This window comes from Sphingobium phenoxybenzoativorans (assembly GCF_001757355.1).
GTDB lineage: Bacteria > Pseudomonadota > Alphaproteobacteria > Sphingomonadales > Sphingomonadaceae > Sphingobium > Sphingobium phenoxybenzoativorans.
The window spans coordinates 15,492-37,595 of record NZ_MINO01000004.1; the positions used below are offsets into that span (position 1 = coordinate 15,492).

20 protein-coding genes are annotated in these 22,104 nt (G+C 64.4%); 7 read left to right on the forward strand and 13 right to left on the reverse strand.

All coding sequences use genetic code 11. The features are described 5' to 3' along the window. Nucleotides 1-102 precede the first annotated feature (102 nt). From BHQ40_RS03285 to ccmC, 8 genes are all read right to left on the reverse strand, one after another. Nucleotides 103-2,049 (reverse strand): potassium transporter Kup, encoded by a 1,947-nt coding sequence (locus BHQ40_RS03285; RefSeq protein ID WP_070152298.1) that lies wholly within the window; start codon nucleotides 2,047-2,049, stop codon nucleotides 103-105. Between the two features lie 168 nt (nucleotides 2,050-2,217). Beyond that, nucleotides 2,218-2,859, reverse strand: a complete 642-nt coding sequence (locus tag BHQ40_RS03290) for a tetratricopeptide repeat protein (RefSeq protein WP_070152673.1) — start codon at nucleotides 2,857-2,859, stop codon at nucleotides 2,218-2,220. Further along, entirely contained in the window at nucleotides 2,856-3,254 is a 399-nt protein-coding gene (locus BHQ40_RS03295; RefSeq protein ID WP_070152302.1) for a cytochrome c-type biogenesis protein, read from the reverse strand. The genes BHQ40_RS03290 and BHQ40_RS03295 overlap by 4 nt, the downstream gene beginning before the upstream one ends. Before the next feature lie 86 nt (nucleotides 3,255-3,340). Continuing rightward, nucleotides 3,341-3,868: a DsbE family thiol:disulfide interchange protein gene (locus tag BHQ40_RS03300; RefSeq protein ID WP_070152305.1), complete on the reverse strand. Its 528-nt coding sequence runs from the start codon at nucleotides 3,866-3,868 to the stop codon at nucleotides 3,341-3,343. Beyond that, on the reverse strand, nucleotides 3,865-5,796 hold the full coding sequence (locus tag BHQ40_RS03305; protein WP_070152308.1) for a heme lyase CcmF/NrfE family subunit: 1,932 nt from the start codon (nucleotides 5,794-5,796) through the stop codon (nucleotides 3,865-3,867). The genes BHQ40_RS03300 and BHQ40_RS03305 overlap by 4 nt, the downstream gene beginning before the upstream one ends. A gap of 139 nt (nucleotides 5,797-5,935) precedes the next feature. Further along, nucleotides 5,936-6,394, reverse strand: a complete 459-nt coding sequence (gene ccmE, locus BHQ40_RS03310) for a cytochrome c maturation protein CcmE (protein ID WP_070152312.1) — start codon at nucleotides 6,392-6,394, stop codon at nucleotides 5,936-5,938. Nucleotides 6,395-6,400: 6 nt separating this feature from the next. Next, nucleotides 6,401-6,535: a heme exporter protein CcmD gene (locus BHQ40_RS26465; protein ID WP_139139165.1), complete on the reverse strand. Its 135-nt coding sequence runs from the start codon at nucleotides 6,533-6,535 to the stop codon at nucleotides 6,401-6,403. Between the two features lie 5 nt (nucleotides 6,536-6,540). Continuing rightward, nucleotides 6,541-7,266 carry a heme ABC transporter permease CcmC gene (gene ccmC, locus BHQ40_RS03315; RefSeq protein WP_070152315.1) on the reverse strand — a complete coding sequence of 242 codons (726 nt, stop codon included), beginning with the start codon at nucleotides 7,264-7,266 and terminating at the stop codon, nucleotides 6,541-6,543. 187 nt (nucleotides 7,267-7,453) lie between these two features. Here ccmC and purF point away from each other — a divergent pair, with 187 nt between their 5' ends. Together purF and BHQ40_RS03325 are read left to right on the forward strand one after the other, a co-directional pair. Further along, nucleotides 7,454-8,926 carry an amidophosphoribosyltransferase gene (gene purF / locus BHQ40_RS03320; protein WP_070152676.1) on the forward strand — a complete coding sequence of 491 codons (1,473 nt, stop codon included), beginning with the start codon at nucleotides 7,454-7,456 and terminating at the stop codon, nucleotides 8,924-8,926. A gap of 124 nt (nucleotides 8,927-9,050) precedes the next feature. After that, the gene (locus BHQ40_RS03325; protein ID WP_070152318.1) at nucleotides 9,051-9,770 is read left to right on the forward strand and encodes an SDR family NAD(P)-dependent oxidoreductase; all 720 of its coding nucleotides are present in this window, start codon (nucleotides 9,051-9,053) and stop codon (nucleotides 9,768-9,770) included. A 155-nt stretch (nucleotides 9,771-9,925) separates the two neighbouring features. Here BHQ40_RS03325 and BHQ40_RS03330 read toward each other — a convergent pair whose 3' ends face one another. The 5 genes from BHQ40_RS03330 to BHQ40_RS03350 all read right to left on the reverse strand — a co-directional run bounded on the left by BHQ40_RS03330 (nucleotide 9,926) and on the right by BHQ40_RS03350 (nucleotide 16,980). Continuing rightward, nucleotides 9,926-11,203, reverse strand: coding sequence for an SAM-dependent methyltransferase (locus BHQ40_RS03330; RefSeq protein WP_070152321.1), 1,278 nt, complete (start codon nucleotides 11,201-11,203; stop codon nucleotides 9,926-9,928). A 35-nt stretch (nucleotides 11,204-11,238) separates the two neighbouring features. After that, nucleotides 11,239-12,615 (reverse strand): cryptochrome/photolyase family protein, encoded by a 1,377-nt coding sequence (locus BHQ40_RS03335; RefSeq protein WP_070152323.1) that lies wholly within the window; start codon nucleotides 12,613-12,615, stop codon nucleotides 11,239-11,241. Between the two features lie 216 nt (nucleotides 12,616-12,831). Beyond that, nucleotides 12,832-13,863, reverse strand: coding sequence for a 2-oxoacid:ferredoxin oxidoreductase subunit beta (locus tag BHQ40_RS03340; RefSeq protein ID WP_070152326.1), 1,032 nt, complete (start codon nucleotides 13,861-13,863; stop codon nucleotides 12,832-12,834). Between the two features lie 157 nt (nucleotides 13,864-14,020). Beyond that, nucleotides 14,021-15,901, reverse strand: a complete 1,881-nt coding sequence (locus tag BHQ40_RS03345) for a 2-oxoacid:acceptor oxidoreductase subunit alpha (protein WP_070152329.1) — start codon at nucleotides 15,899-15,901, stop codon at nucleotides 14,021-14,023. 179 nt (nucleotides 15,902-16,080) lie between these two features. Then, nucleotides 16,081-16,980, reverse strand: coding sequence for a histone deacetylase family protein (locus tag BHQ40_RS03350; protein WP_070152332.1), 900 nt, complete (start codon nucleotides 16,978-16,980; stop codon nucleotides 16,081-16,083). Between the two features lie 79 nt (nucleotides 16,981-17,059). Here BHQ40_RS03350 and BHQ40_RS03355 point away from each other — a divergent pair, with 79 nt between their 5' ends. The 5 genes from BHQ40_RS03355 (at nucleotide 17,060) to BHQ40_RS03375 (ending at nucleotide 22,039) form a co-directional block, all read left to right on the forward strand. Continuing rightward, a complete protein-coding gene (locus BHQ40_RS03355; RefSeq protein WP_070152335.1) occupies nucleotides 17,060-17,539 on the forward strand; it encodes an RNA pyrophosphohydrolase in 480 nt (159 codons plus the stop codon). Between the two features lie 65 nt (nucleotides 17,540-17,604). After that, nucleotides 17,605-18,510 (forward strand): DUF481 domain-containing protein, encoded by a 906-nt coding sequence (locus tag BHQ40_RS03360; RefSeq protein ID WP_070152679.1) that lies wholly within the window; start codon nucleotides 17,605-17,607, stop codon nucleotides 18,508-18,510. A 51-nt stretch (nucleotides 18,511-18,561) separates the two neighbouring features. Next, nucleotides 18,562-19,770, forward strand: coding sequence for a hydrolase (locus BHQ40_RS03365; RefSeq protein ID WP_070152338.1), 1,209 nt, complete (start codon nucleotides 18,562-18,564; stop codon nucleotides 19,768-19,770). Then, entirely contained in the window at nucleotides 19,767-20,783 is a 1,017-nt protein-coding gene (locus BHQ40_RS03370) for an arginine N-succinyltransferase (RefSeq protein ID WP_070152341.1), read from the forward strand. The genes BHQ40_RS03365 and BHQ40_RS03370 overlap by 4 nt, the downstream gene beginning before the upstream one ends. Beyond that, entirely contained in the window at nucleotides 20,783-22,039 is a 1,257-nt protein-coding gene (locus tag BHQ40_RS03375; RefSeq protein ID WP_070152344.1) for an N-succinylarginine dihydrolase, read from the forward strand. Before BHQ40_RS03370 ends, BHQ40_RS03375 begins: the two co-directional genes overlap by 1 nt. The last annotated feature ends 65 nt before the right edge of the window (nucleotides 22,040-22,104 follow it).

Below are 22,104 nucleotides of genomic sequence, written 5' to 3' on the forward strand. Positions count from 1 at the left end.
GTTCCCCGAAATGTACGCCGGAACGCTAGAGGACAAGCGTGAAGAATTTGCATCGGAAAATGCCACCAAAATGGCCCAAAACCGATGTAAAATGGCGCGTCGCTATATCTCGACCTGGCTACCCAGCTCGACCACCCGGTTGGTGGGCAGGCGGAAGAATTCCATGGCGCTTTCCGCGTTGCGCAGCATCCAGGCGAACAGCTTTTCGCGCCACACGGGCATGCCGGGCCGGGCCGAGGGCAGCAGGGTCTGCCGCGCCAGGAAGAAGCTGGTCTCCATCATCTTGAACGTCTGGCCGCAGCCGGTGACGGTCTTGAGCGCGGCGGGCACGTCCGGCTCCTGCATGAAGCCATAATAGAGGACGAGGCGGAAGAAGCCCCGGCCCAGATCCTCCAGCTTGCAGCGTCCGTCATTCTCCACCACCGGCACGTCCATGATCTTCACGGTCAGCAGGATGACCCGCTCGTGCAGCACCTTGTTATGCTTGAGGTTGTGGAGCAGCGCATGCGGCACGCCGTCCGGGGTCGACGTCATGAACACCGCCGTACCGGGGACACGCACGGCGCTGTTGGCGGCGGAGGCGACGAACACGGGGATCGGCATGGCGGACTCGCGCATCCGCTCGATCATCAGCTTGCGCCCGCGCGACCAGGTGGTGAGCAGCGTAAAGACGATGAAGCCGATGAACAGCGGGAACCAGCCGCCATCCGGTATCTTGGTCAGGTTCGCCGCCAGATACAGGCCATCGACGATGTAGAACACGCTGAGCAGCGCGACAGCGCCGGCCCAGTGCCATCTCCACAGCTTGAAGATCAGCACCGTCAGCAGGACATTGTCGATGAACATCGCGCCGGTAACGGCAATGCCATAGGCCGCCGTCAGGTTGGACGAGGTGCGGAAGCTCAGCACCAGCAGGATGACCATCACCATCAGCCCCCAGTTGATCAGGGGGATGTAGATCTGGCCTGCGGTTGATGCGCTGGTATGGGAAATCCGCAGGCGCGGCATGAAGCCGAGCTGGATCGCCTGCTGCGTGACGGAGAATGCGCCGGATATAACGGCCTGCGACGCAATGATGGCGGCCAGGGTGGCAAGGCCGATCAGGGGAAGCTGAAGCGCCTGTGGGGCAAGATTGTAGAAGGGGCTGTGGAGGGCGGACATGCCCTCGCGGAACAGCAGCGCCCCCTGCCCCAGATAGTTGCACATCAATGCGGGCAGCACGAAGAACAGCCATGACACGCGGATCGGATTACGGCCGAAATGCCCCATGTCGGCATAAAGCGCCTCCGCCCCCGTCACCGCCAGCACCACGGAACCAAGCGCCAGGAAAGCGGGCAGCGGGTCAGTGACGAAGAACATCAGCGCCCAATAGGGGTTAAACGCCTGCAGGATGCCGGGCGTATGCCATACACTGATCAGGCCCAGCGCGGCGATGGTGCAGAAATAGAGCAGCATGATCGGGCCAAACATCGCCGCGACCCGGTTAGTCCCCGCGCTCTGAATCCAGAACAGGCCAAAAAGGATCAGCACGGCGGCCGGAAGGATCATCGGCTCCAGCGCCGGATTGTAGACCGCCAGACCTTCGACGGCGGAAAGCACCGACACCGCCGGCGTGATCATGGAGTCGCCGTAGAACAGCGCCGTCGCGAACACGCCGAGCAGGATGATGCCCGATGACCAGCGTTTCGTGCGCGTCTGGCCGCTGATCAGCGCCAGCAGGGCCAGGCTGCCGCCCTCCCCCTTATTGTCCGCGCGCATGATGATGGTGACATATTTCAGCGTCACCACCAGCATCATCGACCAGAACATCAGGCTGATGACGCCAAGGATATGGTCGGGATCGAGCGTCAGCTTGTGATGGCCCGCAAATGTCTCGCGAAAGGCGTAGAGCGGGCTGGTGCCGATATCGCCAAAGACGATGCCGATCGCGCCGACCGCCAGCTTCAGCGTCGCCTTGCCCTGAGTATGGCCATGCGCATGGCCATGGGCATGCTCATGGTCGCCCTCGCCCGACTCCGCCGCCGGGGCGGCCTTATCCGAGTCGGTCATATGCGGACAGAAATGCTGTCATGCTGGTGCTTTACCTGCCTTCACGCCGCGACCGGACCTACCGGCGGACATGCAACCGGTGCGCCCTATCATGGCTAATAGTGCGGTGCAATAAAGCTGAACAACGCATTAAAGACTGTCCGGTTTCGGGAGCCTTTTTGGCGGAGGCTACTGCCCGCCCTGCTGCTGCGCGGCGAGCAGGCGGTCCATGACGATCAGCTTTTCCTCCAGCTCCGTCCGCAGTCCGCTTCCAATGGGCAATTGGGCCGCCAGCGCCGCCCAGACCGGGCGGGCCTCCGCCATCTGGCCCGAACGGATCAGCGCGATCCCGTAGAAATAGGGCGCTGCGGGCTTTGCGGGGTCCAGGGTCATGGCGCGGCGATAGGCGAAATCGGCGGATGGAGAGAGCACGCCATTGCCATGCGCGACGAGCGCATTGCCGAGCGCCGCCCAAAGATTGGGGTCGTCGGGACTTTGCCGCAGGCCGGAAACCAGGACATTGGCCGCCTCCCGCGTCTTGCCCTGCCGCGCGAGACCGTCGGACAGGATCAGCCACTGCGCCGCATCGCCGAAACGATCCTCCATCGACCGGCGGCGCTCCACCAGCTTTTCGTCGAAGTTCGCCGCCTTGGCCTGCACGGATCGCGGGCTTCCCGCCAGATTCGGCCGGCCCTGCCAGGCATAGCCCGCCAGGCCAAGGATGAGCGCAGCCGCCACCAGTTCCCATGTCGCGCGCGGCAGGCGGCCAATGCCGATGATCCCGGCAAGCGAGACGCCGAGCAGCCCAAGGACGATAGCCCAGCCCATCAGCGCTTCCTGCGCCGGATGCGGCTGCGCACCAGCAGGCCGCCAAGCGCCAGCAGCACCAGCGGCGCGGCCCAGAGCGGCCATAGGATCGGCGCTGCAGTCGGCGCATAGCTCACCCAGTCGCCATAGCGTTCGATCAGCCAGGCGCGGATATGTTCGGGCCGCTCCCCCGCCGCGATGCGCTGGCGGATTTCCGAACGCATGTCGCCGGCCATGCTGGCGTTGCTGTCCGCGATCGACTGGCTCTGGCAGGTGAGGCAGCGGATCGTCACCATCAGGTCGCGCGCCTTCGCCTCCAGCGCCGGATCGTCAAGCTGGCGGTCGGCATAGGGCGCGGGCGGCAGTGCGGTTTGCGCCATTACGGGAGAATGCAGGAGAAGGAATAGCAGGCCAATCATCCCCCACGCGTCATTCCCGCGAAGGCGGAAATCCCGCTTTCTTCTCCGCCGTATAAAAGAAACGGGATGACCGAGGGACTGGCTGATCACCGCGCGTCCCTCAGTATTTTCAGGATGCCCGCCACATCGTCCTCGCGAATGTCGCCGACATGCTGATGCACTATCTTGCCCTTGCCGTCGATCACGAACGTCTCCGGCACGCCAGAGGAGCCGAGCGCCATTTGCACGGCGCTGCGCGCGTCGAGGCCGATGCGGGTATAGGGATTGCCGTACCGCGCGAGGAACCGGTCCACATCCGGCCGCGCGTCGCGAATGGCGATGGCGTCGATCTCCACGCCCGCCTGCTTCAGCGCCATCAGTTGCGGCGCTTCCGCCGCGCAGGGAATGCACCAGCTCGCAAAGATGTTGAGGAGGCGCGGCTTGCCGGTTGCGAACTGCGCGCTTGCCAATGCCGGGCGATCGCTCGCCGCTGCGGGCAGGGAGAAAGCGGGAAGCGGCTGGCCGACGAGGCGGGAGGCGATGATGCGATTGTCGGGCTTCAGCAGTCCGCTTGCGAACAGCCCGAAAAAGGCGAGGAACAGGAGCAGCGGGAGCCAGATGAGCGCGCGCTTCATGCTAGCGCGCTCCGTTTGCGTATCTTCATCATCCACCCACGCCTTTCGCGCCCCAGCAGGGCAAGCGCTCCGCCCAGCGCGATCATGATGCCGCCTAGCCAGATCAGCGTCACGAACGGCTTCCACCATATCCGCAACTGCCAGCGACCCCGCTCCGCCTCCTGTCCAAGCACGACATAAAGCTGCCCGTTCCAGCGCGTCAGCAGCGCAGCCTCCGTCGTGGTCGTCGGGGGGTTGGTGAAGAAGCGCGACTGCGGGTGGATGGCGATGGGCGCGCCATTGCCGCGCCAGACCGTCATATCGCCCTGCAAGGCGGTCCAGTTATCGCCCGCGACCGGCACGATCCGGTCGAAACGCAGCGTCCACCCGGCGGTGCTGATCGTTTCGCCCGGTTTCGCTGCCACCAGCTTTTCCACCGTGAAGGCGGAATCCGACGCCATGCCCGCCAGGCTGACCGCGCAGCCGAGATGGGCGATCACCATGCCCCAGGTGAACAGCGGCGTGCGGCGCAGGTTGCGTTTCCACAATGGCGCGACGCTGCCGACCGCCACGGCGGCTGCGATGATCAGGCCAAGGAAGGGCAACACGCCGATCCGTCCCCATGCCAGCGCGGAAACGGCAATCGCCGCCGCCAGCAGGATAATGGCGGGAATCAGCATCCGCCCGCCGACCGCCTTCGCCCGGTCCTTGCGCCAGCGGGTCAGCGGCCCCCCGGCCATGGCGATGACAAGGACCAGCGTGATTGGTCCGACGATCCGGTCGAAATAGGGCGGCCCGACCGACACCTTATGCCCGAACGCCTCGGTCATCAGCGGGTAGAGCGTACCGATCAGCACCAGTCCCAGGATCACGGTCAGCAGCAGGTTGTTGACGACCAGCATCGTCTCGCGGCTCACCAGCTCGAACTGCGCGCCCTCCCGCACCGTACCGATGCGGAAACCGAACAGGGCAAGCGCGCCGCCGATATAGAGGGCGAGGAGGCCAAGGATGAAGGTGCCGCGCTGCGGATCGACGGCAAAGGCGTGGACGCTGGTCAATATGCCCGACCGGACAAGGAAGGTGCCGACCATCGACATGGAGAAAGCCACCACCGCCAGCATGATCGTCCAGGCGCGGAGCGCATCGCGCGTCGCCAGCACGGTAGCACTGTGCAGCAGCGCCGTCGCAGCCAGCCAGGGCATCAGCGAGGCATTCTCCACCGGGTCCCAGAACCACCAGCCGCCCCAGCCCAGCTCATAATAGGCCCAGTAGCTGCCCGCCGTGATGCCCAGCGTCAGCATGATCCACGCCGCCAGCACCCAGGGCCGCATCGCCTTGGCAAAGGCGGCGTCCACCCGCCGGGTCAAAAGCGCCCCGACCGCGAAGGAAAAGGCGACCGACAGGCCGACATAGCCGATGTAAAGCGTTGGCGGATGGAAGGCGAGGCCGGGGTCCTGCAGCAGCGGGTTCAGTCCCTGCCCGTCCGGCGGCGCGGGATCGAGCCGGGCGAACGGATTGGAGGCGAACAGCAGGAAGGCGTAGAATCCCAGGCTGATCGCCGCCTGCGCGCCCAGCGTCGCCATATGCGTGTCCCGCCGCAGCGCCCTTTCGAACAGCGCGACGGCGGCGCCCGCGACGCCCATGACCGTGACCCAGAGCAGCATCGACCCTTCATGATTGCCCCATGTGCCCGCGACCTTGTAGAGCCAGGGCTTCATCGAATGGCTGTTCGTCGCGACCAGCGCGACCGACATGTCCGACTGCACGAACAGGGTGATGAGCAGCAGGAAGGCGGCGGCGGTCAGCATCCCCTGCGCCACCGCGACCGGGCGCATCGCGGACAACAGATCATCCTTGCCGCCCACCAGCCCGAACCAGGCCAGGGCAAGCTGAAGCAGCGCCAGCGCGGCAGCAAGCCACAGCGCGGCAAGACCAGCTTCGGCGATCATGCGAAGATCACCGCACCATCATTCGTCATCCCCGCGAAGGCGGGGATCCCGCTGCCCTTTCCGTTCGTCCAGAGGAACAAGCGGGATCCCCGCCTTCGCGGGGATGACAAGGGAGAAAAAGATAAAGCGCCGGAAACCCTCACTTCTCCTTCCCCATCTCAGGCCCCATCTCATGCGTGGTCTCATTATATGTCATGCCCTCAAGCTCCCTGGGCATGTACCGCTCATCATGTTTCGCGAGCAGGTTGGTGGCGACGAAGGTGCCGCTGCGGTCGAACGCGCCCTCCGCCACAACACCCGACCCCTCCCGGAACAGGTCCGGGGCGATGCCGGTGAAGGTGGCGGGCACCGTCGCCTTATTGTCCGTCACGTCGAACCGCACCGTCACGCCATCCGCGGCGCGATGCAGGCTGCCCTTCACCACCATGCCGCCCAGGCGGATCGCCTTGCCCGGCTCGACGCCCTTGGTCTTTGCGTCGCTCGGCGTGTAGAAATAGGCGGCCTCATCCTTCAGCGCGGACGCCGCCAGCAGGGCCGCGCCGATCAGCGCGGCAAGCGCCACCAGCGCAAGGATCAGACGTTGATGCTTCGCTTTCATGAAGGGTCAGCCCCGGTCGCGCTTCATCTCGCCGGCGCGGCGTTCGGCCGACCGCATGGCGCGCCAGCTTCCAATGCACAGCGCCGCCGTCCCCAGCAGGGTCAGCGCATAGGCGGCGATGACGAAGGGCCAGGGGTTCATGTCCGTCAGTCCCGCGCCATCCGGCGCAGCCGCGCCTCTATCCGCGTCTCGGCAAGGATCGTGCGCATCCGCATCAGCACGATCGCCCCGAACAGCAGGCTGAAGCCCAGCACGGTAAGCCCCAGCGGCCAGAGCATCGACGATGCGATGCTCGATCCGCCCAGCGTGATGCTCGGCCCCTGATGCAGGCTGTTCCACCACACGACAGAGCGGTTGATGATCGGAATGTTGATGGCGCCGACCAGCCCGAAGATCGCCGTCACCCGGCTGACCCCGCCTCGCTCGCCCGAAGCGGCGCTGGCGTTGGCGAGCGCCATATAGCCCAGATACAGGAAGAAAAGCACGAGCATGGAGGTCATCCGCCCGTCCCATTCCCACCAGGTTCCCCATGTCGGCCTGCCCCAGATGGAGCCGGTGATCAGGCAGATCGCCGTGAACAGCGCGCCAGGCGCGGCGATGGCGCGGCCCGCAATCGCGGCCAGCGGATGCCGCCAGACAAGCTGGACCAGCCCGGCCACCGCTATGCCCGTCCACCCGCTCATCCCCAGCCAGGCGGCGGGAACATGGATGTAGAGGATACGGACGGTTTCCCCCTGCAGATAGTCGGCCGGGGTCAGGAACAGCCCGCTCAGGCATCCCGCGACCAGCAGCGCCAGGCCCGGCCAGAACAGCCAGGGCGTCAACGGACGGGCGATGGACAGAAACCGCGCGGGATTGGCGAAAGCATGCATTGATGGCGTCTTTAGCCGGGCCGGAAACCCAAGGCCAGTCATGCTTTATGATGATGGCGTCAAAGGCCGGAAACGCCGCCTGCCGCTTTTTTGTGACAAGAGGGCGACAAATCGGAACGACACGCCTATATGCGCAGCCATCGGCGGCCCCTGCGGCCCCACAGATTGGCAGCGGACCTTTCGACACATGCTCACAACTCATCCGTTCATGTCCTCTGATGATGGGGACAAGTTGCGTGAAGAATGCGGGATTTTCGGGATTTCCAACGTCGAGACCGCTTCGGCGGTCGTCGCGCTGGGGCTTCACGCGCTCCAGCATCGCGGCCAGGAAGCGGCGGGAATCACCAGTTGGGACGGCCATGATTTCCACACCCACCGGGCGATGGGTCATGTGGCGGGCAATTTCGACCGGGACGATGTGATTCGCGCCTTGCCCGGCGAATCGGCCTGCGGCCATGTCCGCTATTCGACGACCGGCGAAACCTCGCTGCGTAATGTCCAGCCGCTCTATGCCGATCTTGCTTCGGGCGGATTCGCCGTCGCGCATAACGGCAATATCTCCAATGCGATGAAGCTGCGCCGGGAACTGGTGCGCCGCGGATCGATCTTTCAGTCGACTTCGGACACGGAAGTCATCATCCATCTGGTCGCGACGTCCAATTACCGGACCCTGCTCGACAAGTTCATCGACGCGCTGAAGCAGGTGGAGGGCGCCTACTCCCTGATCTGCATGACGCCGGAAGGCATGATCGCCTGCCGCGATCCGCTGGGCATTCGTCCGCTGGTGATGGGCAAGCTGGGCGATTCGATGATCTTCGCGTCCGAAACCGTGGCGCTGGACGTGGTCGGCGCGGACTATGTGCGCTCCATCGAACCGGGCGAACTGGTGATCGTCACCAATGGCGGCGAGATGCGCAGCCACCGGCCGTTCGGCGAAACCCACGCCCGCCCCTGCATCTTCGAGCAGGTCTATTTCTCCCGCCCCGATTCGATCATTGGGGGCACCAGCGTCTATTCCGCCCGCAAGGCGATCGGCGCGCAGCTCGCCATCGAAAATCCGGTCGATGCCGATTATGTGATCCCCGTGCCCGACAGCGGCGTCCCCGCCGCCATCGGCTATGCCCAGCAATCGGGCATTCCGTTCGAACTGGGCATCATCCGGTCGCACTATGTCGGCCGCACCTTCATCCAGCCGAGCGACAAGGTCCGCCATCTGGGCGTGAAGCTGAAGCATAACGCCAACCGCGCGCTCATTGAGGGCAAGCGGATCGTGCTGATCGACGACAGCATCGTGCGCGGCACCACCAGCCTCAAGATCGTGCAGATGATGCGCGAGGCGGGCGCGTCGGAGGTCCATATGCGGATCGCCAGCCCGCCGACCAAGCATAGCTGCTTCTACGGCGTCGACACGCCCGAACGCACCAAGCTGCTGGCGCACAAGCTGGACGTGGGCGGCATGCAGGACTTCATCCACGCCGACAGCCTGTCCTTCATCTCGATCGATGGCTTGTATAAGGCGCTGGGCGAGGCGAAGCGCGCCGACATCCGTCCGCAATATTGCGACGCCTGCTTCACCGGCGACTATCCCACCACCCTGACCGATCAGGATGAGGCGGCGGTGCCGAATCAGTTCGAGCTTCTGGCCGAGCGGGTGGTATAGCGTAAGCGCCCACTCCCGTTCGGGCTGAGCTTGTCGAAGTCCTGTCCTTACCCCTCTTGAAATGCAGCCCTTCGACACTGACGCGAGTCGCGCGCCTCGTGTCAGCAGGGCGAACGGAAAAAGAATGTCTGACAGCCTCCCCCTCTCCGGCAAACTCGCGCTCGTAACCGGCGCCAGCCGCGGCATCGGCGCCGCCACCGCCCTCGCGCTTGGCAAGGCGGGCGCGCATGTCGTGCTGACGGCGCGGACCAGCGGCGCGCTGGAGGAGATTGAGGAACAGATTCACCAGGCGGGCGGCAGTGCGACGATCGCGCCGCTCGACCTGACCGATGGCGAAAGCATCGGACGGCTGGCCGGCGCGGTGGCGGGCCGGTGGCAGGCGCTCGACTATCTGGTGCTGAACGCCGCGATGCTCGGCACGCTGTCGTCGGTGCCGGCGATCGACGCCAAGGAATTCGCCCGCCTGATGACCCTCAACGTGACCGCGCAACAGGCGCTGATTGCGGCTTTCGATCCTATGCTGCGGTCAAGCCAGGACGCCCGGATTGTGGCGCTCACCTCTACGGTCGGACAGACGCCCCGCGCCTACTGGGCCGCCTATGGCGCATCGAAGGCGGCGCTGGAGATTTTGGTGCAATGCTATGGTGAGGAGATGAAGAATATCTCCAATATCCGCACCCATATCGTGAACCCCGGCGCGACCCGCACGGCCATGCGCGCGAAGGCGTTTCCGGGCGAGGACCCCGCGACGCTGAAAGGCCCGGAGGTGGTTGCCAAGGCGATCCTCGACCTGATCGTGGCGGACACGCCGACCGGCTATAGCGGCGCGCGGATCGAGGGGTAAGATCAAGGTTTGCCTATCGACAATTACCCTCCCCGCCGTTCGGGCTGAGCTTGTCGAAGCCCCGTCCTTTCTTGAAGTGAAATGCAGCCCTTCGACAAGCTCAGGGCGAACGGAACGGGACAGGCTCTCAAGAAAAGGCGCCTCGGATCAGACTCTCAAACCCCCTTCACCAGCGTCACCTGCATTACATTGATGCCGCCGCCCCGGAATCCGCCTTCGCAATACATTAGATAATAGCGCCAGAGCTTTACGAAGGATTCGTCAAAACTGGCGGGAAGTTTGCCCGCGAGCACCACTTCGTCGAACCGCTCGCGCCAGCGGCGCAGGGTCTCCGCATAATGCAGGCCGAAATGATGCGGATCTGTCCATTGCAGCCCCTCCGCCGCCGCCAGCTTGCGGAACCGGCTTTCCGACATCAGCAGGCCGCCGGGAAATATATAGGCCTGGATGAAGTCGGTATTGGTGGCATAGCGGTCGAAGATCGCATCATCGATGGTGATGAACTGCAGCGCGGCCCGTCCGCCGGGCTTCAGCAGGCCGCGTATGGCCGCCAGATAACTGCGCCAATAGCCCTGCCCCACAGCCTCCACCATCTCCACGCTGGCGATGGCGTCATATTGGCCGGTAATGTCGCGATAGTCGGTCAGGAGTATTTGCGCGTCCCCGCGCGGCGAGAGCGGCGCCAGGCGCTTCTGCGCATAGTTGCGCTGTTCGGCGGAAAGGGTCAGCCCGTCATAGCGCAGGTTCATCCGTGACAGCGCCACCTCCGCCAGCGCGCCCCAGCCGCAGCCAATCTCCAACAGGGAGTCGCCATCCTTCAGGTCCAGCCGCGCGAGAACCGCGTTGGCCTTGCGCTGCTGCGCCACTTCCAATGGTTCAGACCGGTCCTCAGGATCGACATATAATGCACTGGAATAATGCATCTTCTCATCCAGCCATAGCTGGTAGAAATCATTGCCCAGATCATAATGGAAGGCGATGTTCCGGCGGGACCCCTTGCGGCTGTTGCGGCGGAAGGCATGGACAGCCCATCCCACCCAGCGCGCCGGGCCGCTGGCGCGGGCGACGCCGCCCAGGCTCTTGGCGTTGGCCATGAACAGTTCGAACACCGCCACCGGATCGGGACTGCCCCACTCGCCGACCGACCAGGCGCGATACCAGCCCGCTGATCCCGACGTCGCCAGCCGGACGAGCGCCCGCCAGCTCCGCAACCGCACTTCGCAGGCCGGTCCGGGCGCGCGGCCGCCCAGCATGCGAAAGCCGCCATCGGGCAGCCACGCCTCCAGCATGCCCTGCTCCAGCCCGGCGTCGATCCGGTCGAGAATCCGGTGGAAACTGCCCGCCCAAAGATGCGCGAAAGTACCGCCCCCGGTCGCAAACCGGCTCCCGGCCTTCACCAGATGGCGGCCGCGTTTGGGTGGCAATGCATTCATGGCGGCATAGTGCCCCAGAGGGGCGGATTCTACAATCAGCCTTTCATCTTTCGATGGGCCAAAAGCGCTCTTTCCCGCGCCTCGCGATGACCGATGATCGGGGCGGGATATCCGTCCGGGCGGCGGCCCGCCGTTTCGGGATCGTGGATGGCCTCATCGGGCAGTCCGGCAAGCTCCGGGACCCATTCGCGGATATAATCCGCCGCCTCGAATTTCGGCGACTGGGTGAGCGGCGCCATGATGCGCACGAACATGTTCGCATCCACCCCGCTGCCCGCCGTCCATTGCCAGTTGACGCTGTTATTGCCGTAATCGGCATCGACCAGCGTGTCCCAGAACCATTGTTCGCCATGCCGCCAATCGATCAGCAGATGCTTGATGAGGAAGCTGGCGGCGATCATGCGGACGCGATTATGCATCCAGCCCGTCGTCCAGAGCTGACGCATGCCCGCATCGACGATCGGATAGCCGGTCCGCCCCTCCTTCCATGCCGCGAAATCGCCCCGCGCCTCACGCAGATCGCGCCAGGCCATCGTGTCGAACGCCGCGCGGCCATTCTCCCGCCCATAGGCCGGGAACTGGCGGATGATATTCTGGGCATAGTCGCGCCAGGCGATCTCTTTCAGGAACACCGTCGCATTCCCCTTCGCCTTTGCAAGCCGATTCCAGACATAAGCGGGTGATATTTCACCGAAATGCAGGTGCGGCGAAAGGCGCGACGTACCCTCGCGCGACGGCAGGTTGCGGGCATGGTCATAATCGGCGGCTTCGTCGAGAAAATCCGCCACCCGCTCGCGCGCGGCGGCCTCCCCCGGCGTCCAGTCGGCGCAGAAACCCTTTGCCCAGTCCGGCTTCGACGGAAGGAGGTTCCAGCCGCTGAGATCATCCGATTCCGGCCATTTCCCCGGCGCGGCGATATGGGCCGGTGCGGGGTGCGGCGGGGCGGGTGGCATATGCTCGGACAGCGCCCGCCAGAAGGGCGTGTAAATTTTGTAGAGGCCGCCACTCCCCGTGCGCAGAGTGCCGGGCGGCAGCAGATAATTGCCGTCATGCAGGCAAAGGTCGAGGGCATCGGCCACGGCGCGTTCGGCGTTGCGCCACCAGGGTTCATAATGGTGCAGCGCATGGACCCGGACCGCCCCGGTCTCCTTCGCCAACTCGGTCAGGACCTGCGCACTGTTGCCGCTGCGCAGGATCAGCCGGGACCCCTTCTCCCGCAGGCTGGCGTCCAGGCTGGCGAGGCTGTGATGCAGCCACCAGCGGGAGGCCCCGCCCATCTTGCGATGCTTGGGCGTCTCATCGTCCAGGACATAGACCGGGATCACCGGCCCCTCGCCTGCCGCCGCGATCAGCGCAGCCTGATCGGACAGGCGCAAGTCGCGGCGAAACCAGAGGATCGTGGGAGGAGGCATGGTTCGGGTAATGCCCTTGAAGGCGGGTCAGTTCCAGTGGCGCTTGGCATGGGAAATGAGCGTCGCGAATATATCAGGACTTTCCACAGCAGCCGTCATCCCGGACTTGATCCGGGATCCATGAGCGCAAGCCCCGCATGACCATGCCACGTAGCGTCAATAGATCCCGGACCGAGTCCGGGATGACGGAACTGGGAGCAAGGCGGCCGACAGCCTTTACAATTCCGGGCCGCCCTTCCCGACGGTCCAGGTCTGCCCTTGGGAAACCAGCTTCTGCAGGTCCGGCACCTTCCCCTTCGCGGCCAGCTCGTTCTGCGCGACAATCGCGCTCTCGAAGGTCGGGACGGGATCGTCATACAGCACGCCAAGCGCCATCGGGAATGCGCCGAACGGCATTTCGACCAGCATATGCGCGACCGACCGGTTGGTGACATCATGCACAATGACGCCAGCCGCTTCCCAGTCGCCATCGACGACCTCGACAACCTTCAGCGTCAGCTTCTCCTTGTCGAGCGCGATACCCTTTGCGCCCTTCGCAAACAGCATCGGCTTGCCCTGCTCCAGCCAGAGTTGGCCCTCGTCCGCATTCTTCTTCTCGGTGAAGTCGGCGAACACATCCTTGTTATAGACGATGCAGTTCTGGAAAATTTCGACAAAGGCCGCGCCCTTGTGGGCATGGGCGGCCTTCAGCACATCCGGCAGGTTCTTCGACACGTCAAAGCCCCGGCCGACAAAGCGCGCGCCCGAACCCAGCGCGAGGGCGGCTGGCTTGGCCGGGTGATCGACCGATCCGAACGGCGTCGACGGGCTTTTCGTCCCCTCGCGGCTGGTGGGCGAATATTGCCCCTTGGTCAGACCGTAAATCTCATTGTTGAACAGCAGGATCTGGCAATCGAGATTGCGGCGCAGGATGTGCATCGTATGATTGCCGCCAATCGACAGGCCATCGCCGTCGCCAGTCACGATCCACACGTCCAGCGCCGGATTGGCGAGCTTAACACCCGTCGCCACCGCCGGCGCACGGCCGTGGATCGTGTGGAAGCCATAGCTTTCGACATAATAAGGGAAGCGTGAGGAACAGCCGATGCCGCTGACGAACACCGTATTCTCCGGGGTCGCGCCGATGTCGGGCAAGGTGCGCTGCACCGCCTTCAGGATCGCATAGTCGCCACAGCCGGGGCACCAGCGGACCTCCTGATCCGTCTCCCAGTCCTTGGGCGTCAGCTTCACGGGGGTCATGTCGTTCATCGTCTTCTTCCTTACCCCCTCTCCCGCAAGCGGGAGAGGCAATGAGACTTGGCGGCTCTGCCGCCTAGTCGCAGTGGTGAGGGTCTTGCTTGGGGCGCCCTCACCCTCCCATTGCTTCGCAATGGGCCCCTCCCTCTCCCGCTCGCGGGAGAGGGATTTAGGTAAGCTGTTCTTCGATCGCCGCTTCGATCTCCGCGATGCGGAAGGGCTGGCCGGAGACCTTGTTGAGCGGCTTTGCGTCGACCAGATACTGGTCGCGCAGCACCGTCTTGAGCTGGCCGGTATTCATTTCGGGCACCAGAACCTTCTCATAGGATTTCAGGAGATCGCCCAGATTCTTCGGCATCGGCCAGATGTGGCGCAGGTGGATATGGCTGACGTCCAGCCCCTTCGCCCGCGCGCGGCGCACCGCCTGATATATGGGTCCGAAGGTCGATCCCCAGCCGACAATCGCCAGCTTGCCGCCCTTCTGGCCCAGCTCGACATCCTGGTCAGGAATGTCGTTGGCGATGCCCAGCACCTTATCGCGGCGCAGCTCCGTCATCGCCTGGTGGTTGGCGGGCGAATATTCGATATGGCCGGTGTTCAGCGCCTTTTCGATGCCGCCGATGCGATGCATCAGGCCGGGCGTGCCGGGCTTCACCCAGGGGCGCTTCAACTTCTCGTCACGGCCATAGGGCAGGAAGCCGCCCTCCTGCGCCTTGTCGAGGAACGTCACGGGGAACGGCGTATAGCCGCTCATGTCCGGCACCTTCCACGGCTCGGCCGCGTTGGCGATGTAACCGTCCGTCAGCAGCATGACCGGCGTCATATATTCGACCGCGATCCGCACCGCCTCTATCGCGCAATCGAAGGCGTCGGCGGGCGAACGGGCGGCGATCACCGGCATCGGCGCGTCGCCATTGCGGCCATAGACCGCCTGATAGAGGTCCGACTGCTCGGTCTTGGTGGGAAGGCCGGTTGACGGCCCGCCACGCTGGGAATTGACGATGACCAGCGGCAGCTCGGTCATGATGGCCAGGCCGATCGCCTCGCCCTTCAGCGCGATGCCCGGCCCGGAGGAGGAGGTGATGCCAAGCGACCCGGCATAGCTCGCGCCGATGGCCGACGCGATGGCCGCAATCTCATCCTCCGCCTGGAATGTCGTAACGCCATATTCCTTAAGGCGCGAGAGGTGATGCAGGATCGCCGAGGCCGGCGTGATCGGATAGCCGCCGAAGAACATCGGCAGGGAGGCGAGTTGCGCACCCGCGACAAGGCCGAGCGAGATGGACTCAGCGCCGGTGACGGTGCGGTACAACCCCTCCGGCGCGGGCGCGGCAGCGATGTTGAGCTGCTTGAGGCCCAGCCCCGCCCCGCCAATCTCCGCCGTCTCGCCATAGGCGTGCCCGGCGTTCAGCGCGGCGATATTGGCGTCGGCCAGAACCGGAGCCTTCGCGAACTTGTCCTTCAGCCAGTCGATGATCGGCTGCCGGTCACGGTCGAACATCCAGAGCGCCAGACCCAGCGTCCACATATTCTTGCAGCGCAGGGCCTCCTTGTTGCCCAGGCCGAACTCCTTGACGCTCTCCATGGTGAGCTTCGAAATGTCGAAGGACAGGAGCTGCCACTTCGCCAGACTGTCATCCTCCAGCGGGTTGGCGTCATATTTCGCCTTGGCGAGATTGCGGTCGTTAAACTCGCCGCTGTCCGCGATGATCAGGCCGCCTGGCTTCAGGTCCTTGACGTTGGTCTTGAGCGCGGCCGGGTTCATCGCCACCAGCACGTCCGGCGCATCGCCCGCGGTGGTGATGTCGGTCGAACCGAAATTGATCTGGAACGCTGACACGCCGAACAGCGTGCCCTGCGGCGCGCGGATTTCGGCGGGAAAATCGGGGAAGGTCGCCAGATCGTTGCCCGCAAGCGCGGTTGAGAGCGTGAACTGCCCGCCGGTAAGCTGCATGCCATCGCCGGAATCGCCTGCGAAACGGACGACAACCGCTTCGGGCGATGCGTCTGTGGTTGCTGATGTGATGGGGTCGAGGGCGGCAGTCGCCATAGGGGGCAATCCTCTGATATTCTCCGGTGAACCGGTTTCAGCCTACTACCCTTCGCGGTCAATCGCTTCAAAGTAGTTTTGTTGCAGTAAGGGCATAGCGAAGTTTTTCCGCCATGTCTTGCATGCACGCCAATACATGGGGTCATTTCAGGACGCTGGCGCTTCGTCAGACGCTGCGGTCAGCGATAATAGCTCATCGCCATGATGCGGATGGCGTCGGCGTGCCGCCGCGCCACCGCCGCCTGATCCGCGCCATAGCCACCGCCCAGCACAGAGGCGAGCGGAATGCCCCTGGCGCGTGCGACAGAGGCGACCAGGCTGTCGCGGATATGCAGCCCCTCGTCGCTGAGCGACAGGCGGCCAAGCTTGTCGTCCCGGTGCGGGTCCACACCGGCCTGGTAAAGAATGAGGCCGGGATTGCCGTCATCGATCATCCGCGGAAGATGCTGGTCGAGAATTTCGAGATATTCCTCATCCTCCGTCCCGTCGGGGAGCGCGATATCCAGCGTCGACACCGCCTTGCGCGCCGGGAAATTCCGCTCCGCATGCATGGAAAAGGTCTGCACGCTTTCCCGCCCCGCCAGAAGCGCCGCCGTGCCGTCGCCCTGATGCACGTCCAGATCGACGATGAGGATGCGCCCAACATCGCCTTCCTCGATCAGCCGGTTGGCCGCGACGGCAAGGTCATTGAAAATGCAATAGCCCGCACCCGTGTCGTACAGCGCATGATGGCTGCCCCCGGCTGTATTGGCGGCATAGCCATAGCGCAGCGCCAGCCGCGCCGCTTCCCATGTGCCGCCGGTCGTCCTTTGCGCCCGGCGGCTGAGCGCGCCCGTCACCGGAAAGCCGATGCGCCGCGCCTTGTCCTGCGGCACATCGGCGGCCAGAACCTGCGCGACATAGGCGGGATCATGCACCGCCTCCAGCCACTTGCGCGGCATCAGCGGCGCCTCATGTTCGTCGGGCGCAGGAAGCGCGCCGCGAAGCATGTCCATCACCAGGCCATATTTGTCCCATGGGAAGGCAGCGACGCCATCCTGCCGCAGAGTGTAATCCAGATGATGGACGAGGGGGAACATGCGGCCTATCTACAGCCTTGTTGGGGGGCGCGGCAAACCCGATTCCCTCTCGCATGATGATCCGAACCGGACGAGACGAATGCCTAAGCTGGATGACGAACTGCCCTATCGCCCATGTGTCGGCATCATGCTGGTCAACATGGACGGCAAGGTATTCGTGGGGCAGCGGATCGATAACAAGGTCGAGGCATGGCAAATGCCGCAGGGCGGCATTGACGCGGGCGAGGACCCCAAAAAGGCCGCCTTCCGCGAACTTGGCGAGGAAACCGGCATCGACAAGGGGCTGGTGAAGATCATCGCCCAGTCGAAGGAAGAACATTATTACGACCTGCCCCCTGAACTGATGGGACAGATCTGGGGCGGAAAATATCGCGGCCAGCGGCAGATCTGGTATCTGGCGCGCTTCCTGGGCACTGACGACGATATCGATATCCAGACCGCCGAACCGGAATTTCGCGCCTGGAAATGGACGGAGCCCAAGACGCTCCCCAACCTGATCGTGCCGTTCAAGAAGAAGCTTTACCGCGATATATTGAAGGAATTCCGCGATCTTATCTGACAATCCGGCGCGTTTATGCGCCGGATTGCCTTCAAAAATATGGTAAAGACTGTAGGGTGGCGCAGATGCGCAAACGCCTTCTGCTTCTTTCGCCTCTCCTTTTCCTGCCCGCCACCGCTCTCGCGGCCGAACCTGCGCCCCTGCCGCCCGCCGTCCGCGCGATGATCGAGCAGGCGATTGCGGGCGGCAATCAGGGGGACATCGACACTGTGGCGCGCATCGCCCAGAAAACCTACCCCGCTGCGCAGGCCGAGATCGCCGCGATGGTGAACGCCTATGACACCCAGCAGGCGGAGGCGAAGAAAGAGAAGATCGAGCAAGCCGGCATTTTCCAGCTATGGGAAGGCCGCGGCGAAGTCGGCGGTTTCCGCTCCACAGGCTCCACCAGCGAAATCGGGATCAGCGTCGGCCTCAACATCTCGCGCACTGGCCTGCACTGGAGCCACACGCTTTCGGGCAGCGCTGACTATCGCCGGGCGAACGGAGAAACCTCCCGCCAGCGCTTCGTCGCCTCCTACCAGCCGCGATACCAGTTCGACCCCAGCGGTTTCGCCTACGGCCTTATCCAGTTCGAACGCGATCCGATCATCGGCTTCGACAGCCGCTACACCGGATCGGCGGGTATCGGTTACAAGCTGATCCACGGGAAGAAGGTCAACTTGTCGGTCGATGCCGGTCCTTCCGTCCGCCATGTCGAATATATCGACGGCACCGGCGAAACCAAGCTTGGCGCGCGATCCTCGCTCGACTTCGGATGGAAGCTGTCCGACACGCTGACATTCCGGCAGACGGCTTCGGGCTATGCCGAAAATGACGTGCGAAGCCTGATCGCCCAGACCTCGCTCACCACCCGGCTGGTGTCGCGGCTCTCGGCCAATTTCTCCTATAACGTCCAGTATGAAACGCAGACCCGGCTGACCGATGAGCGGCTGGACACGCTGAGCAAGGCGACGCTGGTCTACGATTTCTGAGCCACCCGCCGGGGGTGGAGGAAGCGGTGGCGCTCTGTTATAGTGTTACCGATGAGCGCAATATCCTTATCGGAGAGGGCAGTGCTGGAGGCAGCGGCGGATGCGCCGATGCTGGGACAGGTCGAGCGCTGGGCAGCGGTCAACAGCGGCTCCCGCAACCTGCCGGGCCTCGCCGACATGGCCGGGTTTCTGGCCGACGCCTTCGCTGCATTGCCCGGCGACGTCGCCCTGTCCAGTCCCGATGAAGTCGATGCCGTGGACGCGGACGGCACGATCCGCATCATCAATCATGGTCGCCACCTGCATGTGGCTGTGCGGCCCGATGCGCCCACCCAGATTTTGCTGACCGGGCACATGGACACCGTATTCGCCGCTAGCGATCCTTTTCAGGACCTGCGCTGGCTGGAGGATGGCGTGCTGAACGGGCCGGGCGTCGCCGACATGAAGGGCGGCATCGCCCTGATGCTCGCCGCACTGAAGGCCGTGGAGGCAAGCCCCGTGGCTGGCCGGATCGGCTATGAAGTCGTGATCAACAGCGATGAGGAAGTCGGCAGCGCCTCCTCCGCCGCGCTGATCCGGCGGGCGGCGAAGGGGAAGATCGCCGCGCTGACCTATGAACCCGCCCTGCCCGACGGCACGCTGGCGGGCGCGCGCGCCGGGAGCGGCAATTTCTCGATCATCGTCGCCGGGCGCAGCGCTCATGCCGGGCGCAACCCGGAGGAAGGGCGCAACGCGCTTGTCGCCGCCGCCGACATCGCCCTGCGCCTGAAAAATGCCAGCGGCGCGGGCTTTTCCTGTAATCCGGCGCGGATCGACGGTGGCGGCCCGAACAATGTCGTGCCCGCCCATGCCGTATTGCGGGTCAATTTCCGGCCCAGAACGCCAGAGGACGAAACCGCCGCCGCCGCCCTGCTCGACACAGTGATCGCTGATGTCGCGCGGGAGCATGACGTGCATATCCACCGGCATGGCGGCTTTGGCCGCCCGCCCAAGCCGATCGACGCAGGCGCCGCCCGCCTGTTCGGGCTGGTCAAGCAGTGCGGCGCTGACCTCGGCCTGCCGATTTCCTGGCGCGACACCGGCGGCGTGTGCGACGGGAACAATATCGCGGCGTGCGGCGTCCCCGTGGTCGACACGATGGGCGCGCGGGGCGGCAGCATCCACAGCGCCGAGGAATTTCTGATCGCTGACAGCCTGCCCGAAAGGGCGCAACTGTCGGCATTGACGATCATGCGGATTGCCGAAAGGGGAATGGTTTGACTTTCTTCATGCGCCCGGCCCGGCCGGACGACCTGCAGACCCTGTACGAAATGGCGAAGCTGACCGGCGGCGGGTTCACCAACCTGCCGCCCGACCGGACATCGCTGTCCGCCAAGCTGGAGAGGACAGCCGAAGCGCTGGCCCGCACAGAAGACAGCATGGAGGATGAGCTGATCGTCCTAGTGCTGGAAAATAGCGAAACCGGCCAGGTGCGCGGCACCTGCCAGATATTCAGCAAGGTGGGGCAGAAATGGCCCTTCTATTCCTATCGCCTGGGCGTGCTGACCCAGCATAGCCGCGAACTGGCGCGGACATTCCGTGCGGAAATGCTCTCGCTGACCACCGATCTGGAAGGGTCGACGGAGGTTGGCGGCCTGTTCCTGCATCCGCGCGAACGGGCCGAGGGGCTTGGGCTTCTGCTGGCCCGCAGCCGCTATCTCTACATCCGCCAGCATCGCGCCCGCTTCGGCGAGAAGGTGATCGCCGAGTTGCGGGGTGTGATTGACGAGGCGGGTGGGTCGCCTTTCTGGGATGGCCTTGCGGGCCGCTTCTTCGGCATGAGTTTCCAGGAGGCGGACGAGTTCAACGCCATCAACGGCAACCAGTTCATCGCCGACCTGATGCCCAAGACGCCGATCTATACGGCGATGCTGACCGATCACGCCCGGTCGGTGATCGGCCTCCCCCACCCCAATGGCCGCGCCGCCATGCGGATGCTGGAGGCGGAGGGTTTCGCCAATGCAGGCTATATCGACATATTCGATGGCGGACCGACGATGGTGGGTCAGGTCGATGGGCTGCGCACCGTGTCGGAAGCGCGGGACGTGACCTTCTCCGGCACGCATGACAGCGGCGGCAAGAAGGTGCTGGCTGCGCGCGGGCGGCTGGCCAATTATCGCTGCGCCTATGCCTTCGTCGCAGAGCAGCCGGACGGGACGGTGAAGCTGGATGCCTCCGGCGCGAAACTGCTTGGCCTTGCCGAAGGCGACACGTTGACCCTGGCGGACCGGTGATGAGCGTCCGCGAAATCAATTTCGACGGCATTATCGGGCCAAGCCATAATTATGCGGGCCTCAGCCCCGGCAATCTGGCGTCCTCCCATAATGCCGGCGCTGTCGCCTATCCCCGCGCCGCCGCCCTGCAGGGCATTGGCAAGATGCGGGCGAACATCGCGCTCGGTCTGACCCAGGGCATCTTCCTGCCCCAGCCGCGTCCCGACACCGCATGGCTGGAAAAGCTCGGCACGGACATGGAGCATGCCGAACCGCATATGCGGGCGGCGGCGATGTCGGCTTCCTCCATGTGGGCGGCGAACGCGGCGACGGTGTCGCCTGCCGCGGACACGGCCGATGGCCGATGCCATCTGACCGCCGCCAATCTGGTGACCATGCCCCACCGCAGCCATGAATGGCCGCACACCATCCGCCAGTTGCGCATCGCCTTTGCCCACAGCGCGCATTTTGCCGTTCACGACGCCGTGCCAGCCCCCTTTGGCGACGAGGGCGCGGCCAATCATATGCGGCTATGCGATCATCATGGCGCGCCGGGGATCGAGGTGTTCGTCTATGGCAAGTCGGGCGGCCCCTTCCCCGCCCGCCAGCATATCGAGGCAAGCAAGGCCATCGCCCGCATCCACGGTCTAAACCCGGAACGCACGCTTTTCGTCCAGCAATCGGAGGAAGCGATCGCGGCGGGCGCGTTTCACAATGATGTCGTGGCGGTCGCCAACGAACGCATATTGTTCGCCCATGAACAGGCTTTCGCAGACAAGGCGGCTTTCTTCGACGCGCTGCGGGCAACGCTGCCCTCGGTCGAGATCGTCGAGGTTCCGGCGAGCGCGGTCAGCCTGGGCGACGCCATCGCCAGCTATCTGTTCAATGCGCAGCTCGTCACTTTGCCGGAGGGCGGGACCGCGCTGATCCTGCCTACGGAAGCGCAGGCCATCCCCGCCGTCTGGAATTGGCTGGAGGCGCATGTCGCGGGCAACGGGCCGATCCGCAGGCTGATCCCGGTCGATGTGCGGCAGTCGATGGCCAATGGCGGCGGCCCCGCCTGCCTGCGCCTGCGAGTCGTGGCCGATCCTGAGACTATCGATCCAAGATTCCTGGTAAATGCCGGAAAACTCGATGCAATCGCTGCAGTGATAGAGGCCCACTGGCCGGAGGAAATCGCGGCGAAGGACCTGCAAAGCCCCGCTTTGATACGGCAGATTCAACAATCATGGTTAAGCCTTGTTGACCATTTGGGGCTTTCGCGCGACCTGTCGTGACGCGGCGTGAATGCCGTTCCCCGCGCTGGATGCGATACCCCTCTGGGTCCGCCGCCGGCACGGAT